We start from the raw sequence: 16,261 nt of genomic DNA, 5'->3' as shown, positions 1-16,261 counted from the left end.
GATCTTGTCTGATCCAAGACCGTTGAATTTTTTAGGTATATCATGACCGAATCTTTTGCAGCCCTCTTTGAAGAAAGCGAATCAACCCTTAATATTGACAAAGGTGCCGTAATTAAAGGTATCGTTGTTAGTATCGACTCTGACTGGGTAACTGTTGACACTGGCCTTAAATCTGAAGGTGTTGTTGACCGTGCTGAGTTTTTAAATGAACAACGTGAACTTGAAGTTCAGGTTGGTGATGAAGTTGATGTTGTTGTTGAAGCGCTTGACAACGGTATGGGTCAAACAGTTTTATCACGTGAAAAAGCGAAACGTGCTGAAACCTGGACTAAACTTGAGAAAATCTTTGAAGATGGCGAAATCGTTACTGGTGTTATCTCTGGTAAGGTTAAAGGTGGTTTCACTGTTGACATTGGTCCTGTACGTGCATTCCTGCCAGGTTCTTTGGTTGACACTCGTCCGATTCGCGACACAACTCACCTTGAAGGTAAAGAGTTGGAGTTCAAGGTTATCAAGCTTGATGCTAAACGCAATAACGTTGTGGTTTCTCGTCGTGCCGTAATGGAAGCTGAATCTTCAGCTGACCGTGAAGCATTGCTTGCTCAGCTTGAAGAAGGTCAAACTGTTACTGGTACAATCAAGAACCTTACAGATTACGGTGCATTCGTTGATCTTGGTGGTATTGATGGTCTTCTGCATATCACAGATATGGCTTGGAAACGTATCAAGCATCCATCAGAAGTGGTTGAAGTGGGTCAAGAAGTTACTGTTAAAGTACTTAAGTTTGACAAAGAGCGTAACCGCGTATCTTTAGGTCTTAAGCAATTAGGCGAAGATCCATGGTTGGCGATCATGAACCGTTATCCTAAAGGTTCTATCGTTAAAGCTCGCGTAACGAACTTAACTGACTACGGCTGTTTCGCAGAAATCGCTGAAGGCGTTGAAGGTTTAGTACACGTTTCTGAAATGGACCACACTAACAAAAACATCCACCCATCTAAAGTTGTTCAGATTGGTGATGAAGTTGACGTTATGGTTCTTGAAGTTGACGAAGAGCGTCGTCGTATTTCTCTTGGTATCAAACAAACTCGTGCTAACCCATGGGAAGAGTTTGCTAAGAACCACGACAAAGGTGAAAAAGTTTCAGGTACGATCAAGTCAATCACTGACTTCGGTATCTTCATCGGTTTACCAGGCGGTATCGATGGTCTAGTTCACTTGTCTGACATTTCTTGGAACGAGCAAGGCGAAGAAGCAATTCGTCGTTACAAGAAAGGTGACACAGTTGAAGCGGTTATCTTGTCTGTTGACGCTGAAGGCAACCGTATCAGCCTTGGTATCAAGCAATTGAACAGCGACCCATTCAATGACTTCTTGGCTGCGAATGAGCGCGGTGCCTTGGTTAAAGGTACTGTAACTGCTGTTGATGCGAAAGGTGCTACAGTTAAATTGGCTGATGACATCGAAGCAACACTTAAAGCTTCTGAAATCAACCGTGACCGCGTTGAAGATGCAACCAAGTTCCTAGAAGTTGGTCAGGAAGTTGAAGCGAAGATCATCAACGTTGATCGCAAGTCTCGTTCAATCAACTTGTCTATCAAAGCGAAAGACGAAGCTGAAGAGAAAGAAGCTGTAAACAATGCTCGTCAAGCTGCTGCTACACAAGTTGCTGACAGCAATGGTCCTAAGACTATTGGTGACTTAATTAAAGCTCAAATGAAGTAATTTGTTAAAAAGTACGTTTCTTGTAACAGAGAAGTACTTTTTTATACAAAAATACTGTAAACGGTAGCGTAGTATTTATGTACTGCGCTACCGTTTTGTATTTAAACAGGTTATTATTAAAAACATTAAAAAGTAGCAATAATTAAAGAGGTCATCAATGACTACTGAAGCACTTAATAAATCTGATTTGATTGAACGGATTGCACTTAAAAACCCACACTTGGCTGAACCTTTAGTTGAAGATGCAGTTAAGATCATGATTGACCAAATGATTGAAGCGCTTTCAAATGGTGATCGTATCGAAATTCGTGGTTTTGGCAGTTTTGCATTGCATCATCGTGAACCACGTTTAGGACGTAACCCTAAAACAGGTAAGGCTGTTGATGTTGCGGCGAAAGCCGTTCCTCACTTTAAACCAGGTAAAGCACTTCGTGATGCGGTAAACGAATCTGCTGAATAATATTCGAGGTGTGTATGCGTTATATATTAATTGCATTACTTATTGCTATATTTGGTTATTCGCTTGCCTTGGTTTTGCAGAACCCAGCAGAGTTGGAGGTAAACTTATTGTTTACCCAAGTCCCTGCGATGCGTTTAGGTCTATTGCTTCTATTAACATTGGCATTAGGCATTGTTGTTGGTCTACTTCTTGGTGTCCAGGTATTTAGGGTTTTCCAAACCAATTGGGAAATTAAACGTTTACGTAAAGACATTGATCATCTGAGAAAAGAACAAATTCAGGTGGCTCAACAAGCTGCTGCTCAGGCTGCTGCAAGTACAAGACATGAAAAAACTGTGCTGGATATTCACACAGAAAATAAAAGCCCATTATAATATGGGCTTTATTTTTATTGGGAAGAAAAGCTCTTGAGTATCATTGTTGCCTTGGATGCAAAAAGCGAATACGACGCTCTGACAATTGTGGAACAACTTGATCCTACTCTATGTCGTGTCAAAGTAGGCAAAGAGCTTTTTACTCATGAAGGTCCATCTGTTGTTAAAAACTTAAAGAACAAGGGTTTTGAAGTTTTTTTGGATTTAAAATTCCATGATATTCCGAATACCACCGCTCAGGCGGTTTGTGCGGCGGCTGATCTAGGTGTTTGGATGGTCAATGTACATGCATCTGGTGGTCGCAAGATGATGGAAACCTGTGTTGAGCGTTTGCAAGCAGGAAATTATCAAACACAATTGATTGCAGTGACTGTTTTAACGTCAATGGGACGTGAAGATTTGCGTGATATTGGTTTGGATATCGAACCTGTAGAGCAAGTTAAACGCTTGGCCAAGCTCACTCAAGAGAGTGGCCTGGATGGTGTAGTATGTTCGGCACAGGAAGCAAAAATTCTTCGTGAAATGTTAGGGGCAGATTTTGCATTGGTAACACCTGGTATTCGTCCTGAGGGTTCGAATGCAGATGACCAGAAACGTATTGTGACACCTAAACAGGCAATGCAAGATGGTTCAACCCATTTGGTCATTGGCCGTCCAATTACCAAGGCAGAAAACCCAACTGAGATGCTCAAGTCTATTTTAGCTTCGATTTAAATCGATAGATCTTCATGTAAGGGCGAACTTGTGTTTGCCTTTTATATTGATTTGATCAATTCAACTGATATTCATTAGAATTTCAGATTTAAAAACAGAGTTATCAATAGGGGGGGAGTAGCGAAAGAATTAATCCGCTCATCATGGCATGAGGTACATAATACGTACCACATGATTGCTTCACCATTGCCAGGGTAACATCCATTGAAGTTGCTTAATTTTTTATTTTATCCCAGTATATGATTCATCCATTATGCCCAGAAAAGTGCTATACAAAATATCAGCAGATAGGTATGGAGGAGGGACTAAATGCAAGTTAAATCTATATTTTTCTTTTTATGCTGTAGTGTGGGTTTACTTGCTTGTACCCCAGTTGTACAGGAGCCAAAAAAAATTTCATTAGATCCAGAGAAAATATTAACTTCATATGTTTGGCAATATCAACCCCCGAATGAGAATCCTCCAATTAAATTAAACTTTGAAAATAATAGTGTTGGGGTGAATACAGGGTGTAATGCTGGGGGTGCGCCTTATAAAATTCAGGGGAAAAAATTAATTGCGACAGAAAGTTTTGTGCTAACCGCTATGGGATGTCCTGATGAATTAGCAAAACAAGAAGTATTAGCGACAAATTTATTTGATCAAGACAAGCAGGCTATATTTACCTTGGATTCAACTAATATTGCTCAACCAACCTTAACATTTAAAATGTTAGATAGTCAGCAGTATTCATTTGTAGGAAAAATGACACCTGAAACAAAATATCAGTCTAAACCTGAAATTTTAACATTTGAGGTTTTTCCTCATTTCGTATCTTGTGAAAATAACAGCGCAGCTTCCGAACGACCACAATGCTTAAAGATTCGTGAAATTAAAGAGGTCGGATTATGGGAGAATCGGGAAAAAGGACAGTGGCAAATTATTAAACAAGATGAAATTGAAGATTATCAGCATATTGAAAATACGTATGCCATGATTTTAGTGAAACGTTTTCCACTAAAAGATCACAAGCGTCCGTATGTGGATGTTTACTACACCACACCAATGTCAGGTAATGGCGATTATTACGAACCTTAAAACAATAAACGAGAGGATCATAAATTATCCTCTCGTTTATCATTACAATTTAAGCGACTTGTTTTTTTGATTGCTTAGCGTCATTACTCATAAAATTATAATCAGCAACATTCGCTTTACGCGTTTCTAACCAGTATTTCCAGGTATAAGTTGGCCATAGAGAGAAGTTCTTGCCATCAGCCGCCTGATACCAACTGCTACAGCCACCTGCTTGCCATACCGTACCTTTAAGCTGTTCCTGTACACGTTCGTTGAACTGATCTTGTGCATCATGCTTGATTTCAATCGCCTGAGTAGCTGTTTTATCAACGGTCTGGATCAACTGTAGAATATAGTTCACTTGTGATTCAATCATGAAAATCACAGAGTTATGCCCTAAGATTGTGTTAGGACCAAGTAGCTGGAACAGGTTCGGGAAGTTCTTGGTGACAATGCCATAGTAACTTTCAGCGCCATCTTTCCATGCCTGTTTCAGCTCAATGCCATTACGACCGACACAATCAAAATGCTTTAAGTAGATACGTGGATCGGTAATAAAACCTGTACCATAAATCAGGCAGTCAATCTGACGTTCTTTACCATCTTTGGTGATGATGCCATTTGCAGTAATTTCCTGAATAGCATCTGTAACCAGTTCAACGTTTTTACGGTTAAAGGTTGGAAAGTATTTGTTGGAAATCAAAATACGCTTACAACCCATGACGAAATCAGGAGTTAGTTTCTTGGCGAGTTCTTTATCTTTCACCTGAAAACGAATAAAGGCTTCTGCAAGCTTTTGACCATATTTCATGATCTGAGGTTGTACAATCGGCACGACACGAGACTCATTGGTCCAGTACAAGCGGGTACGATGGATTTGGCGATAAATATTCGATGCCTTGAACAAAGTCTTGCTGAGTTGTGAATATTTACGTTCATCACGTGGGATGACCCATGCTGCAGTACGCTGAAACACATAAAGCTGTTTTACTTCGGGTGCAATTTCAGGAATATACTGAATGGCACTGCCACCTGTACCAATAGAGGCAACAGATTTACCACTTAAATCATAATCGTGTTCCCATTTTGAAGAATGGAAGACTTTGCCTTTGAATTTCTCAATCCCTTTAATGTGTGGAATTTGGGGAACATGCAGTGGACCAGAAGCAAAAATAACAAATTGTGCTTCAAGTGTTGGCTGGTCTTTAAATTCTACAGTCCAGACATTGCGGTTTTCATCAAACTGAGCATGAGTCACTTCATGATTAAATTTACAATAATCTTTTAATTTATATTGTTCAGTAATATCCTGAATATAAGTAAAAATTTCATCTGCTTCTGCGTAACGTTTGGACCAGTCGGTTTTAGGTGCAAATGAAAGGGAATACATATGCGATTGAACATCACAGGCTGCACCTGGATACTGGTTTTCTCGCCATGTGCCACCCACATCATTGGTCTTTTCCAAAATCACAAAATCATTGATTTGACTTTGTAATAGTCGAATAGCCATTGCCAAACCACCAAAACCTGCACCAATAATGGCAACTTTGGTTTTTTGAATCGCATTTTTGGTTACGTCACGCATCGTCCACGCCCTGCACAGCTAAATTTCGCGCAAGTTTAAAGGTTTTATCGAGATTAAATATGATTGTATAGACGCAATACTTGATCATTTCGGCAATTCATTTACATGCTTTTTTATAGTACAACATAGGGCCTGTTGCTGCTTTATAAATGAATTGCGTTGTAGGCTAAAAACTCATCAGACGAGGCATGAAACGCAGGGAATGGCTATTCCCTTGCCAAGTTTCATAACGAAGTATGAGGGATTTTTAGCCACCACCCTACGGGACAGGGATATTTTTTGCCGCTACTGCGTTATGTTCTGCTCATTTAGAATACTAAATCTCGCAAAACATGCCTTGTATCGTCTAAAAAATATCCTCTGTCGCAATCATGGATAAAGTACCAACCGTCCCTAAAGTTTTGAGAATTGCATTTGGAATTATGAAGAGATCTATCCTCGGATTAATGTATTTGATTCAAGGCATGCGTCATCTCCGAGCACAATGTGAAATCTCAGGTACCTATAGGTTTTTACAAGATATTTTTAAAATGATGGGGCTGGAAATTCCTCACATTCAAATTGAATTACCATTTAAAAGGCCAAAAGACTTGGCATTGATGGCTGCCTATCAGGACTATTATGGGCAGGATGTCAAATTTGATTGTGATCAGGCGGCATTCATTCTGGACGATATTCAAATCCTGCAAATTAAAGTCCCCTCCGCAGATACATTGACCTATCGGGTGTATGAGGAAAAATGCCTACAGGATTTAGCAAAGCTGGAGAAGAATGAAAACCTCAAGCTGACCGTTGTCGAATATGTTGAAGATTATCTGGAACTGCAGAATGGCGTGATTCCAACCATGACGGAAACAGCCTGTGCATTGAACATGCCTGAACGAACTTTAAGGCACCAATTACAGCAAATGCAGACCAGCTATAAGGAAATTCGGGAAAGGCTCATCAAGCAAAAGGCATTAAAATTCATTGAAAACAGTTCGTATTCGATTGAGCAAGTGGCCGAAATGTTGGGATATTCTGAACCTGCAGCATTTAATCATGCCTTTAAAAGATGGTTTGGACAAAGCCCTAGACAATATCATCGAAATAGCTAAATAATTAAAAATGGTAGATTATGATGTTTAAACAGCATGATAATTAAGCCTAAAATCTAATGCCTTTGAACTCAATGTTCGATATAATTTTCACCAATTAAAATTGCAATAAGTCCTTATGTCAAATTCTAAACCAGACTCACATAGCACTGCATTTATTCCTGCATCACCTGCTGAACGCTATACTCAAGCGCTTGAGTCAGGTCAGTTTATGCCTGATGAAGCTCAGGCTCAGGCAGTGCAAGAGTTAGATCGAGTATGGAAAGAATTACTCACTCGTTATAAAGCTTCCAAGAAAGCATTTCGACGTTTCCGTCGTCAGACCTATCCAAAAGGGGTTTATATGTGGGGCGGTGTAGGCCGTGGCAAGACTTGGTTAATGGACCAGTTTTATGATGCTGTCCCGTTCCGCCGCAAGACCCGTATGCATTTTCATCACTTTATGCAGCACGTCCATAAAGAATTAAACAAGCTTTCAGGCCAGCGTAATCCTCTGGATGCAGTGGCCGATCAAATTTATAAAAATGCAGTTGTGATTTGTTTTGACGAGTTCTTTGTGTCGAACGTGACAGATGCAATGATTCTTAGTGATTTATTCCAGAAACTATTTGAGCGTGGCATTACCCTGATTGCAACATCAAACATTGCGCCAGAGGGTTTATATAAAAACGGGATTCACCGTGACCGTTTTATGCCCACGATTACACTGGTACAGAAAAACTGTGTGGTTTTAAATGTTGATGCAGGCATTGATTACCGTTTACGAGTTTTGAAACAGGCACAGTTGTTTAAATATCCATTAAGCAGTGATGCCCAGTCATGGATGCTTGAACGTTTCCAATCGCTTACACATACTCAAACCAAGTCGAATACACCCATCATGATTAACAATCGTGTGGTAGAGACGCTGGGGCATACCGAAGATGTATTGTGGTGTGAATTCTCTGAATTATGCTTTAAGCCACGTAGTCCAGCAGACTTTATTGAAATTGCCAATATTTACAATACTGTATTGGTCAGCAATATTCCGAATTTGACCGATTTCCTGTCAGAAGGAACCCGACGTTTTATTTATCTGGTCGATGAGTTTTATGATCGTGGGGTGAAATTATTGCTGACGTCAGAAGATTCAATTATTGAGCTTTATGAAGGTCAGAAATTGGCTTTTGAAATTGAGCGTACCCGTTCAAGATTGCTGGAAATGCAGTCGGATGACTACCTGCATTCTGAACATCGACAGATACAGGTTGCAAAAACCTCATAAATTTACAAAGGCATTCTTCGGAATGTCTTTTTTATAAATTTAGAGGGAGAAAGCTTTATTCTTGTTTGAATTTTGCTATAAATAAAGTCGTTTAAAAATGTGAGGACATTGCAGGCCTAAACTGTAAGTACCCAGGAATTTGATTTTTTGATAAAGAGATAAAATTGCGCTTGTCAATACGTCTTATAGAGAAAATGCTTACTATTTAGGAATGTGATATTACTATTCAGGCTAGTATAAATCGGTATACTAGGAATCTTGTTATAAAAAGTTAGCACCATCAGGAAAGACAATGACTGTACGTATTCAACAAGGCAAGCTAGCGATTGCTAAAGAACTTTACGATTTCATCGAAAATGAAGCTTTACCAGGATCTGGTTTAGATAGTGAAACTTACTGGAAAAACTTCGAGCAAGTCGTTGTCGATCTTAGCCCAAAAAACAAGGCATTATTGGCTAAGCGTGATGAACTACAAGCCAAGATTGATGAATGGCACCGCAATAATAAATTTGAATTGAATGCCTATAAAGCATTCCTGACTGAAATTGGTTATCTGGAACCAGAAGTTGCTGACTTTAAAGTTACAACTGAAAATGTAGATGAAGAAATTGCTTTATTGGCAGGTCCACAGCTAGTTGTACCAGTACGTAATGCACGTTATTGCTTAAACGCAGCCAATGCACGTTGGGGTTCTTTGTACGATGCACTGTATGGTACAGATGTAATTTCTGAAGAAAATGGTGCGGAAAAAGGTAAAGGCTATAACCCAGTTCGTGGTGACAAGGTTATTGCATTCGCTAAAGATTTCTTAAACCAGACTTTCCCGTTGGCACAAGGCTCACACGCTGATGCAACTCAATATGCGGTTGATCACAATCGTCTAGTTGTGACTTTAAAAGATGGTTCGACTACTTCTTTGGCGCATGAAGCTCAATTTGTTGGTTTCAATGGTGAAGCCGCAAACCCAACTGAAATCGTTTTATTAAATAACGGCCTGCACGTTATCATTGATATTGATGCAAACAGCCCAGTGGGTAAAACTGATGCTGCTGGCGTGAAAGATTTAACCCTTGAAGCGGCAATCACAACCATTCAGGATTTGGAAGATTCTGTTGCGGCGGTTGATGCTGAAGAGAAAGTTGAAGGCTACCGTAACTGGTTGGGCTTGATGAAAGGTGACTTACAAGAGTCTATCGAGAAAAATGGTAAAACCATTACACGTGCCTTAAACAAAGACCGTACTGTTCAAAACCTGATTGGTGGCACTACAACTTTACATGGTCGTTCGTTGATGCTTCTTCGTAATGTTGGTCATTTAATGACTAACCCAGCGATCCTTGTAGAAGGTGAAGAAGTATTTGAAGGTATTATGGATGCATTAGTTACTCCATTACTTACAATTTCAGATATTCGTGGCGAAAACGAAAATAAGAACTCTCGTAAAGGTTCTATGTATATCGTTAAGCCAAAAATGCATGGCCCAGAAGAAGTTGCATTCGCAGTTGAATTGTTTGAGCGTGCGGAACAGGCACTTGGCTTGCCAGCGAAGACGCTTAAAATCGGGATTATGGACGAAGAACGTCGTACTTCAGTTAATTTGAAAAACTGTATTGCTGCTGCAAAAGACCGTACGATTTTCATTAACACTGGTTTTATGGATCGTACGGGTGATGAAATCCATACCTCTATGGAAGCAGCGCCAATGGTCCGTAAAGAAGCTGTTAAAGCTCAGAAATGGATTGCTTCTTACGAAAATCGTAACGTTGCGATTGGTTTGGCATGTGGCCTACAAGGTAAGGCACAAATTGGTAAAGGCATGTGGCCAAAACCAGACAGCATGAAAGATATGTTGGCGACTAAAACTGCACATCCAAATGCAGGTGCATCTTGTGCATGGGTTCCATCTCCAACAGGTGCGGTACTTCATGCATTGCATTACCATCAAATCAACGTGAAAGCACGTCAGGATGAGTTGGCTAATGAAGATATGTTGTCTCTGGATGACTTGTTAACACCTCCTTTTGCTCCAGAAACCAACTGGACTGCTGAAGAAATTAACAACGAACTTGAAAATAACTGTCAAGGTATTCTGGGTTATGTCGTTCGTTGGGTTGACCTAGGCGTAGGTTGTTCTAAAGTTCCAGACATCAACAACGTTGGTTTGATGGAAGACCGTGCAACATTACGTATTTCCTCTCAACATGTTGCGAACTGGTTACGTCACGGGATTGTAACACGCGAACAGGTTGAAGAAGTGTTGAAGCGCATGGCAGTGATTGTTGATCAGCAAAATGCCAATGATCCACTTTATACACCAATGGCACCTAAGTTTGATGGTATCGCATTCCAGGCAGCTTCTGACCTGATCTTCAAAGGCGCTGAGCAACCATCGGGTTATACAGAGCCATTGTTACATGCTGCACGTTTAAAATTAAAAGGTTATACAGGTGATTAATTTCTTCTAAACTGAAAAGCCTCCTCGGAGGCTTTTTTTAAAACCTCGTTTTCTTAAAATATGTAAAATATTGCTTATCACAGTATTGTTAGTCATTTTATGTGCGTGAATTTCAAAATTTAATAAATGTTCTATCATTGAAGCTAAAAAACGTGATTTGCAATTTTTGAGTAAGCTAAATTAAACAGATTGTTGGTTTATTTTTTCAAAAATATCAATTAAAAAATATAGAAATTAAGATGTTAGCGCATAAAAAAGCAAAGCCGAGGCTTTGCTTTTTTATCAACAAAACTTAGATTTTGCTAATTAGATCATTAATTTGTTTCGCTTGTTCAGCTGCATTACCTGTATATGTAGCAGGTGTAAGCTCTGCTAAACGAGCACGTTCATCAGCTGGAACTTGAAGAAGTTCATCACCATTAACGAAGTTCACCATCATTTCACGTGTCATTGCTTGACCACGAGTCAATGCTTTTAGTTTTTCGTAAGGTTTTTCAACATTGTAACGGCGCATTACTGTTTGGATCGGTTCTGCAAGAACCTCTTGTGCTTGGTCTAAATCTTCATTTAAACGGTTCGCATTCAACTCAAGTTTACCAATACCTTTTAAGCAAGCATCAAAAGCAATCAAGCTTTGTGCAAAACCAACCCCCATGTTACGAAGAACAGTTGAGTCAGTTAAGTCTCGCTGCCAACGAGAAACAGGAAGTTTTTCACCAAGATGACCCAATACCGCATTTGCGATACCTAAGTTACCTTCAGAATTTTCGAAGTCAATTGGGTTTACTTTATGAGGCATGGTTGATGAACCAACTTCACCATCTTTCAATTTTTGTTTGAAGTAACCCAGTGAGATATAGCCCCAAACATCACGGTTAAAGTCGATCAGGATGGTGTTATAACGACGTAATGCATCGAACAATTCAGCCATATAGTCATGTGGCTCAATTTGTGTGGTGTATGGGTTAAATGCTAAACCTAAAGATTCAACAAATGCTTGAGCATGTGCAGCCCAGTCAATTTCTGGGTAAGCAGATAGGTGAGCATTGTAGTTACCGACAGCACCATTGATTTTGCCCAATAATTCAACATTTTCAAATTGCTTGATTTGGCGCGCTAAACGATAAGCAACGTTTGCCATCTCTTTACCTAACGTAGTCGGGCTTGCAGTTTGACCATGTGTACGAGACAACATTGGTTGCTCAGCGTGTGTGATAGCCAAAGCAGAAATCGCATTCAGAATTTGTTTCATACTTGAAACTAAAACTTCACGACCATTTTTAAGCATTAATGCATGAGACAAGTTGTTGATGTCTTCAGAGGTACATGCAAAGTGAATAAATTCGCCCGCATTTTGTAGCTCATCAATATTCGCAATTTTTTCTTTAAGGAAATATTCAACTGCTTTTACATCGTGGTTTGTCGTACGTTCAATTTCTTTAATACGATTCGCATCTTCTTCAGAAAAATTGGTTACGATTGCATCCAATGCTGCATTTGTTTCAGCAGAAAAAGCAGGAACTTCAATAATTTCTGCACGATTTGCAAGTGCTTGTAACCAACGCACTTCAACCGTAACACGAGCGTGGATTAAACCAAACTCAGACAAAAAAGGGCGTAGAGCATCGCATTTGCTCGCATAACGTCCATCAAGTGGTGAGAGTGCGGTTAAAGCATTCATACAGATTCCTTAAAGTTTGTCTCTCTTGCGGAACTTTATTTATTCCTCAAGAGAGATTTATAGAGGTTGTAAAACGGTATAAAAAATTTGCTCTAGCATCGGTTTATACCACCTGATACTGCAAACGAGCAAGAGCTTGAATATCTTGTAAAAGCTTACGTTTACTAAAGATCATACTCCATGAACTACCGCCCAGTTGTCGCCACAAATGCGCAAGTTGTAGACCTGTAAAGAGGCAAGCACGGATTCGATTTGTATGATTCATATCTTTAAAAGCTTCAGCATTACCACGGACTAAAATGCGCGGATTGATTTGCCCTGCGGTTTCAACATAGGTTTGTGCGAGGTTGGCAATAATACTTGGGTGCAAATAGTTATTATCGAAAAATGAAAGCTGTTTTAATATTTTTTGCTGAGCTGCTTCGATAATTTTGACGTACTCAGGATTGCTATACACTTTCTTTTCTAATTGCAATAACGCCATTGCATAAGACATTGGGAGTTTAGCAGTCGACATTTTCGGAATACGAGATTTAGGAGCAGTATTAAAAGGTTGAGTTATACAACTTTCTAATGTTTTTAAACCAAGAGAGATATCTGCAAGTTGATTAAAAAAATCTAAAGTTTGAGTGGCATTATTGGTGGCTGGACGAATATTTAAACTGGCTTTGATCAGTAGTTCAAAATAAAAATTACCACTATCTCCAATACTCTGCTGTCCCGCCATCGCAGTCATATGGGTCAGCTGAGTTGCTTGGAAGACAGCAGCCAATGCTAAAGCACGGTTTTGTCTTACATTCAACGCTTGGGTGTGCTGAAAGGGTAACTCCGCCATGCTTCGATTCCAATATCCTTAAATAAAATCTGGTTGAGGGGCATCAGTATGGTGAATGACACCACCGCCTAAGCACACCTCTCCTGAGTAAAACACCACACTTTGCCCTGGAGTTACAGCACGTTGTGGTTCATCAAACTCAACTCGAATACCATTTTCGGTTTGCTCATCATGGTAAATTGTACACGCTTGGTCAGGCTGACGATAACGAGTTTTTGCTGTGCATCGGAAACCCGTAGGTGGGATCTCTTGTTCACCTGCAACCCAATCAATCGCTTCACTCCAAAGCTGTTTACTTTGCATAAGCGGATGATCATGCCCCTGTCCAATGACTAATCGGTTATTGGCAACATCCTTATGCAATACGAACCATGCACCTTCTTGCGCACCTTTCATACCACCAATACCGATCCCACCGCGTTGACCGAGCGTATAGTACATTAAGCCGTGATGTTCACCAACTTGTTTGCCATTATCCAAGACAATTTTTCCAGCCTGAGCAGGAAGATACTGTTTTAAGAAATCGCTAAAACGGCGTTCCCCGATAAAACAGATTCCTGTGGAGTCCTTTTTCTTAGCCGTTGCTAAATCAAGCTCTTCTGCGATTTTACGCACCTGCGGTTTTTCAATTTCACCGACAGGGAACAAAGTCTTGTTAATTTCACGACCATGAACTGCATGTAAGAAATAAGTTTGGTCTTTATTGTTGTCAACACCACGTAATAAAGGTGCGTAGGTTTCACCACGTGAGTTTTGTGTACTCGCACCACGACGTGCATAGTGGCCTGTGGCAATAAAGTCTGCACCCAAAGTCATCGCATGATCGAGGAAGGCGCGGAATTTAATTTCTTTATTGCACAGAATATCTGGGTTTGGTGTGCGACCCGCAGCGTATTCAGCCAGAAAGTGCTCAAAGACACGATCCCAATATTCCATTGCAAAGTTCGCAGTGTGCAGCTTGATACCAATTTTATCTGCAACGGCTTGCGCATCAGCTAAGTCTTCAAGTGCTGTGCAGTATTCCGTACCATCATCTTCTTCCCAGTTTTTCATGAAAAGACCTTCAACTTGATATCCTTGTTGAAGTAATAATGCGGCAGAAACAGAGGAGTCTACACCACCAGACATACCGACGATGACACGTTGTTGCATCTAATTAAGCGTCCAAATGAGAAGTGAATGAGGGAGAGAAAGGGTGCTCATAAATGAGCGATAAGGGGTATTTTTTGCCAGTAAGGGCATCTTGAACAGCTTTTAAAACCAGTGGGCTACGGGCACGGGCTGATTCCTGCAATTCATCCAGATTCATCCAGACCGTACCGACAATGCCTGTATCCAGTTGCGCATTTTCCTCAACGGAGGTGACATGGGCAAGAAAGCAGAAACGGTAATAGGTACGATCTGGAAACATGGGCGGCGTATAGGTGTAAATCCCGAGCAAGTGATCGACTTCAACATGATGACCTGTTTCTTCTAAGGTCTCACGAATCGCTGCTTGCACAATGGTTTCGCTGCATTCTACATGTCCCGCAGGTTGATTAAACACGGTATGTACAAAGCCTTCGCTGTGTTCTTCAACAAACAGAAAACGTCCGTCTTTTTCGACTACAGTGGCGACTGTGACATGAGGTGTCCAAACGGTCATACAAAGCACCATGATTTTAAAAAGCGTATCATACGAAATTTGGGGATTTTTGGCTATGGTGAAGAGGATGAAAAATAATCTGTGTTTTTAAGCTATGTTTTTTCTTTTTCCCACTATACCAATTTTTCTGTTTTTTTAGGGCGTTCTATCGGACTCTCTGTCACGTCCATGATAACCCAGTTAAAATCCTCATCTGCTGTTAGCATCGTTCTCTTAGGTAAAGTAAAACGTCTTGATTTCATTAAGGAATTTTCTACCTTTTGAATCGTGCGGTTGACGTTACTTTCTGCTATCGCATACGTGGCTGACAATTCAAGTTGGGTGTTATAGTTCCGTAAGTAATTGAGTGTCAATAATAATTGATCCTCTATACTTAATGTATGGGGACGACCTGACTTCTTCTTTTGCGTTTCCGAATCTTGTAGAATTTTGACCATATCATCAAATAATTCTCTAGGAACGCCAACCAAGCGTTTAAATTCAGAAGCTGTATAGCGGCTTAATGTTTTATATCTCATTCGCTCTTTATGGGGGGTTATACTTTCGCAAGAGGTCTAATTTTTTGTGGTTTTGAAATGAATGTGCCAAGAATGGTGAAATAGTCACCAAAAAATAGGAAATAATTTAAAGAATAAAAAAATCAATGGCAAAAAATTAGACGTATTCAGTATTAAGTATTAAGTATTAAGTATTAAGTATTTGGTATGTTTTTAAATCTGTGGTAAAATAAATCTGTGACATGGGTCAAAAATATTTACTTATAAGAGCAGCATTTCTTATGATTCTTCAGCAACACAAAATTGTTTTTGGTGGAACGATGGGGGCAGGTAAATCTAGAGCAATTAAGGCTCTGTCAGATATCCCTGTTGTTAGTACAGAAGCTGTGAATACAGATTTAGATGCACACAGTAAATACTTGACGACTGTTGGAATTGACTACGGCGAAATTAGTTTAGAAGACGGTACCAAGATTGGTTTATATGGTACGCCTGGGCAAGACCGATTTGACTTTATGTGGACGATTGTCTGTAAAGGTGCAATTGGTACGGTGGTACTCATTGACCACTCAAGTCCTAATCGCTTAAAAGACCTCGAGTTCTATCTAGATGCGTTTCAAAACCATAGTAATAACATTGTTATTGGGGTTACGCATATAGATGTGCAAAATGATCAGTTATTAAAAATTTACTCTGTACACGACAAAAATAGATAACTCATTGAAATAATGTCACAATAATTGTTTTCTAACGACGAATACTATGACACATCTCAATGAGTTATATCTTATCTTAAACAAATCTCTAAAATGGAACAAGTCACATTTAAAGTGCTTTTCGCTCATCATGCTTGCGATCATTTTAAAGCAA

General features: G+C 39.8%; 12 protein-coding genes and 4 pseudogenes. 9 read left to right on the top strand and 7 right to left on the bottom strand.

Annotation, left to right across the window (positions count from 1 at the left end; translation table 11 throughout):
* Positions 1-42 precede the first annotated feature (42 nt).
* The 4 genes from rpsA to pyrF all read left to right on the top strand — a co-directional run bounded on the left by rpsA (position 43) and on the right by pyrF (position 3,273).
* Complete coding sequence (gene rpsA / locus F972_RS07400; RefSeq protein ID WP_004679476.1) at positions 43-1,725, top strand: 30S ribosomal protein S1; 1,683 nt, start codon at positions 43-45, stop codon at positions 1,723-1,725.
* A 157-nt stretch (positions 1,726-1,882) separates the two neighbouring features.
* Entirely contained in the window at positions 1,883-2,185 is a 303-nt protein-coding gene (locus F972_RS07395) for an integration host factor subunit beta (protein ID WP_004679473.1), read from the top strand.
* A gap of 14 nt (positions 2,186-2,199) precedes the next feature.
* Positions 2,200-2,559: a lipopolysaccharide assembly protein LapA domain-containing protein gene (locus tag F972_RS07390; RefSeq protein ID WP_004679472.1), complete on the top strand. Its 360-nt coding sequence runs from the start codon at positions 2,200-2,202 to the stop codon at positions 2,557-2,559.
* A gap of 33 nt (positions 2,560-2,592) precedes the next feature.
* On the top strand, positions 2,593-3,273 hold the full coding sequence (gene pyrF / locus F972_RS07385; protein ID WP_004757943.1) for an orotidine-5'-phosphate decarboxylase: 681 nt from the start codon (positions 2,593-2,595) through the stop codon (positions 3,271-3,273).
* 74 nt (positions 3,274-3,347) lie between these two features.
* On the opposite strand, the pseudogene F972_RS15305 reads toward pyrF, so the two are convergent.
* Positions 3,348-3,487: pseudogene (locus F972_RS15305) on the bottom strand (LysO family transporter); the annotation flags it as partial.
* Positions 3,488-3,582: 95 nt separating this feature from the next.
* Here F972_RS15305 and F972_RS07380 point away from each other — a divergent pair.
* On the top strand, positions 3,583-4,350 hold the full coding sequence (locus F972_RS07380; protein WP_004757944.1) for an META domain-containing protein: 768 nt from the start codon (positions 3,583-3,585) through the stop codon (positions 4,348-4,350).
* Between the two features lie 49 nt (positions 4,351-4,399).
* On the opposite strand, the gene F972_RS07375 is transcribed toward F972_RS07380, so the two are convergent.
* Complete coding sequence (locus F972_RS07375; protein WP_004757945.1) at positions 4,400-5,917, bottom strand: flavin-containing monooxygenase; 1,518 nt, start codon at positions 5,915-5,917, stop codon at positions 4,400-4,402.
* Between the two features lie 473 nt (positions 5,918-6,390).
* On the opposite strand from F972_RS07375, the pseudogene F972_RS07370 reads away from it, so the two are divergent.
* The 3 genes and pseudogenes from F972_RS07370 to F972_RS07360 form a co-directional block, all read left to right on the top strand.
* Positions 6,391-7,014, top strand: a pseudogene (locus F972_RS07370) (helix-turn-helix transcriptional regulator); the annotation flags it as partial.
* Positions 7,015-7,132: 118 nt separating this feature from the next.
* Complete coding sequence (gene zapE / locus F972_RS07365) at positions 7,133-8,278, top strand: cell division protein ZapE (protein ID WP_004682208.1); 1,146 nt, start codon at positions 7,133-7,135, stop codon at positions 8,276-8,278.
* A 292-nt stretch (positions 8,279-8,570) separates the two neighbouring features.
* Positions 8,571-10,733 (top strand): malate synthase G, encoded by a 2,163-nt coding sequence (locus F972_RS07360; RefSeq protein WP_004682206.1) that lies wholly within the window; start codon positions 8,571-8,573, stop codon positions 10,731-10,733.
* 292 nt (positions 10,734-11,025) lie between these two features.
* On the opposite strand, the gene purB is transcribed toward F972_RS07360, so the two are convergent.
* From purB to F972_RS07335, 5 genes and pseudogenes are all read right to left on the bottom strand, one after another.
* A complete protein-coding gene (purB, locus tag F972_RS07355) occupies positions 11,026-12,414 on the bottom strand; it encodes an adenylosuccinate lyase (RefSeq protein ID WP_004682205.1) in 1,389 nt (462 codons plus the stop codon).
* A gap of 103 nt (positions 12,415-12,517) precedes the next feature.
* On the bottom strand, positions 12,518-13,249 hold the full coding sequence (gene hflD / locus F972_RS07350; RefSeq protein WP_004757947.1) for a high frequency lysogenization protein HflD: 732 nt from the start codon (positions 13,247-13,249) through the stop codon (positions 12,518-12,520).
* Positions 13,250-13,267: 18 nt separating this feature from the next.
* Entirely contained in the window at positions 13,268-14,401 is a 1,134-nt protein-coding gene (gene mnmA, locus F972_RS07345; protein WP_004757948.1) for a tRNA 2-thiouridine(34) synthase MnmA, read from the bottom strand.
* A gap of 4 nt (positions 14,402-14,405) precedes the next feature.
* Positions 14,406-14,894: an NUDIX hydrolase gene (locus F972_RS07340; protein ID WP_034422924.1), complete on the bottom strand. Its 489-nt coding sequence runs from the start codon at positions 14,892-14,894 to the stop codon at positions 14,406-14,408.
* Positions 14,895-14,958: 64 nt separating this feature from the next.
* Positions 14,959-15,412, bottom strand: a pseudogene (locus tag F972_RS07335) (transposase family protein); the annotation flags it as partial.
* Between the two features lie 260 nt (positions 15,413-15,672).
* Here F972_RS07335 and F972_RS07330 point away from each other — a divergent pair.
* Positions 15,673-16,083: pseudogene (locus F972_RS07330) on the top strand (GTP-binding protein); the annotation flags it as partial.
* Positions 16,084-16,261 lie beyond the last annotated feature (178 nt).

This window comes from Acinetobacter sp. CIP 102529 (assembly GCF_000368325.1).
Classification (GTDB): domain Bacteria; phylum Pseudomonadota; class Gammaproteobacteria; order Pseudomonadales; family Moraxellaceae; genus Acinetobacter; species Acinetobacter parvus.
Note: the sequence above shows the minus strand (reverse complement) of the source record. Positions and strands in the feature narration are given on the sequence as shown.

Excerpts from the sequence above, each read along its gene's own strand:
- rpsA (WP_004679476.1), top strand. The coding sequence starts at position 43 with ATGACCGAATCTTTTGCAGCCCTCTTTGAAGAAAGCGAATCAACCCTT.
- mnmA (WP_004757948.1), bottom strand. The coding sequence starts at position 14,401 with ATGCAACAACGTGTCATCGTCGGTATGTCTGGTGGTGTAGACTCCTCT.
- hflD (WP_004757947.1), bottom strand. The coding sequence starts at position 13,249 with ATGGCGGAGTTACCCTTTCAGCACACCCAAGCGTTGAATGTAAGACAA.
- F972_RS07395 (WP_004679473.1), top strand. The coding sequence starts at position 1,883 with ATGACTACTGAAGCACTTAATAAATCTGATTTGATTGAACGGATTGCA.
- F972_RS07375 (WP_004757945.1), bottom strand. The coding sequence starts at position 5,917 with ATGCGTGACGTAACCAAAAATGCGATTCAAAAAACCAAAGTTGCCATT.
- purB (WP_004682205.1), bottom strand. The coding sequence starts at position 12,414 with ATGAATGCTTTAACCGCACTCTCACCACTTGATGGACGTTATGCGAGC.
- F972_RS07340 (WP_034422924.1), bottom strand. The coding sequence starts at position 14,894 with ATGACCGTTTGGACACCTCATGTCACAGTCGCCACTGTAGTCGAAAAA.
- F972_RS07360 (WP_004682206.1), top strand. The coding sequence starts at position 8,571 with ATGACTGTACGTATTCAACAAGGCAAGCTAGCGATTGCTAAAGAACTT.
- zapE (WP_004682208.1), top strand. The coding sequence starts at position 7,133 with ATGTCAAATTCTAAACCAGACTCACATAGCACTGCATTTATTCCTGCA.
- F972_RS07380 (WP_004757944.1), top strand. The coding sequence starts at position 3,583 with ATGCAAGTTAAATCTATATTTTTCTTTTTATGCTGTAGTGTGGGTTTA.
- F972_RS07390 (WP_004679472.1), top strand. The coding sequence starts at position 2,200 with ATGCGTTATATATTAATTGCATTACTTATTGCTATATTTGGTTATTCG.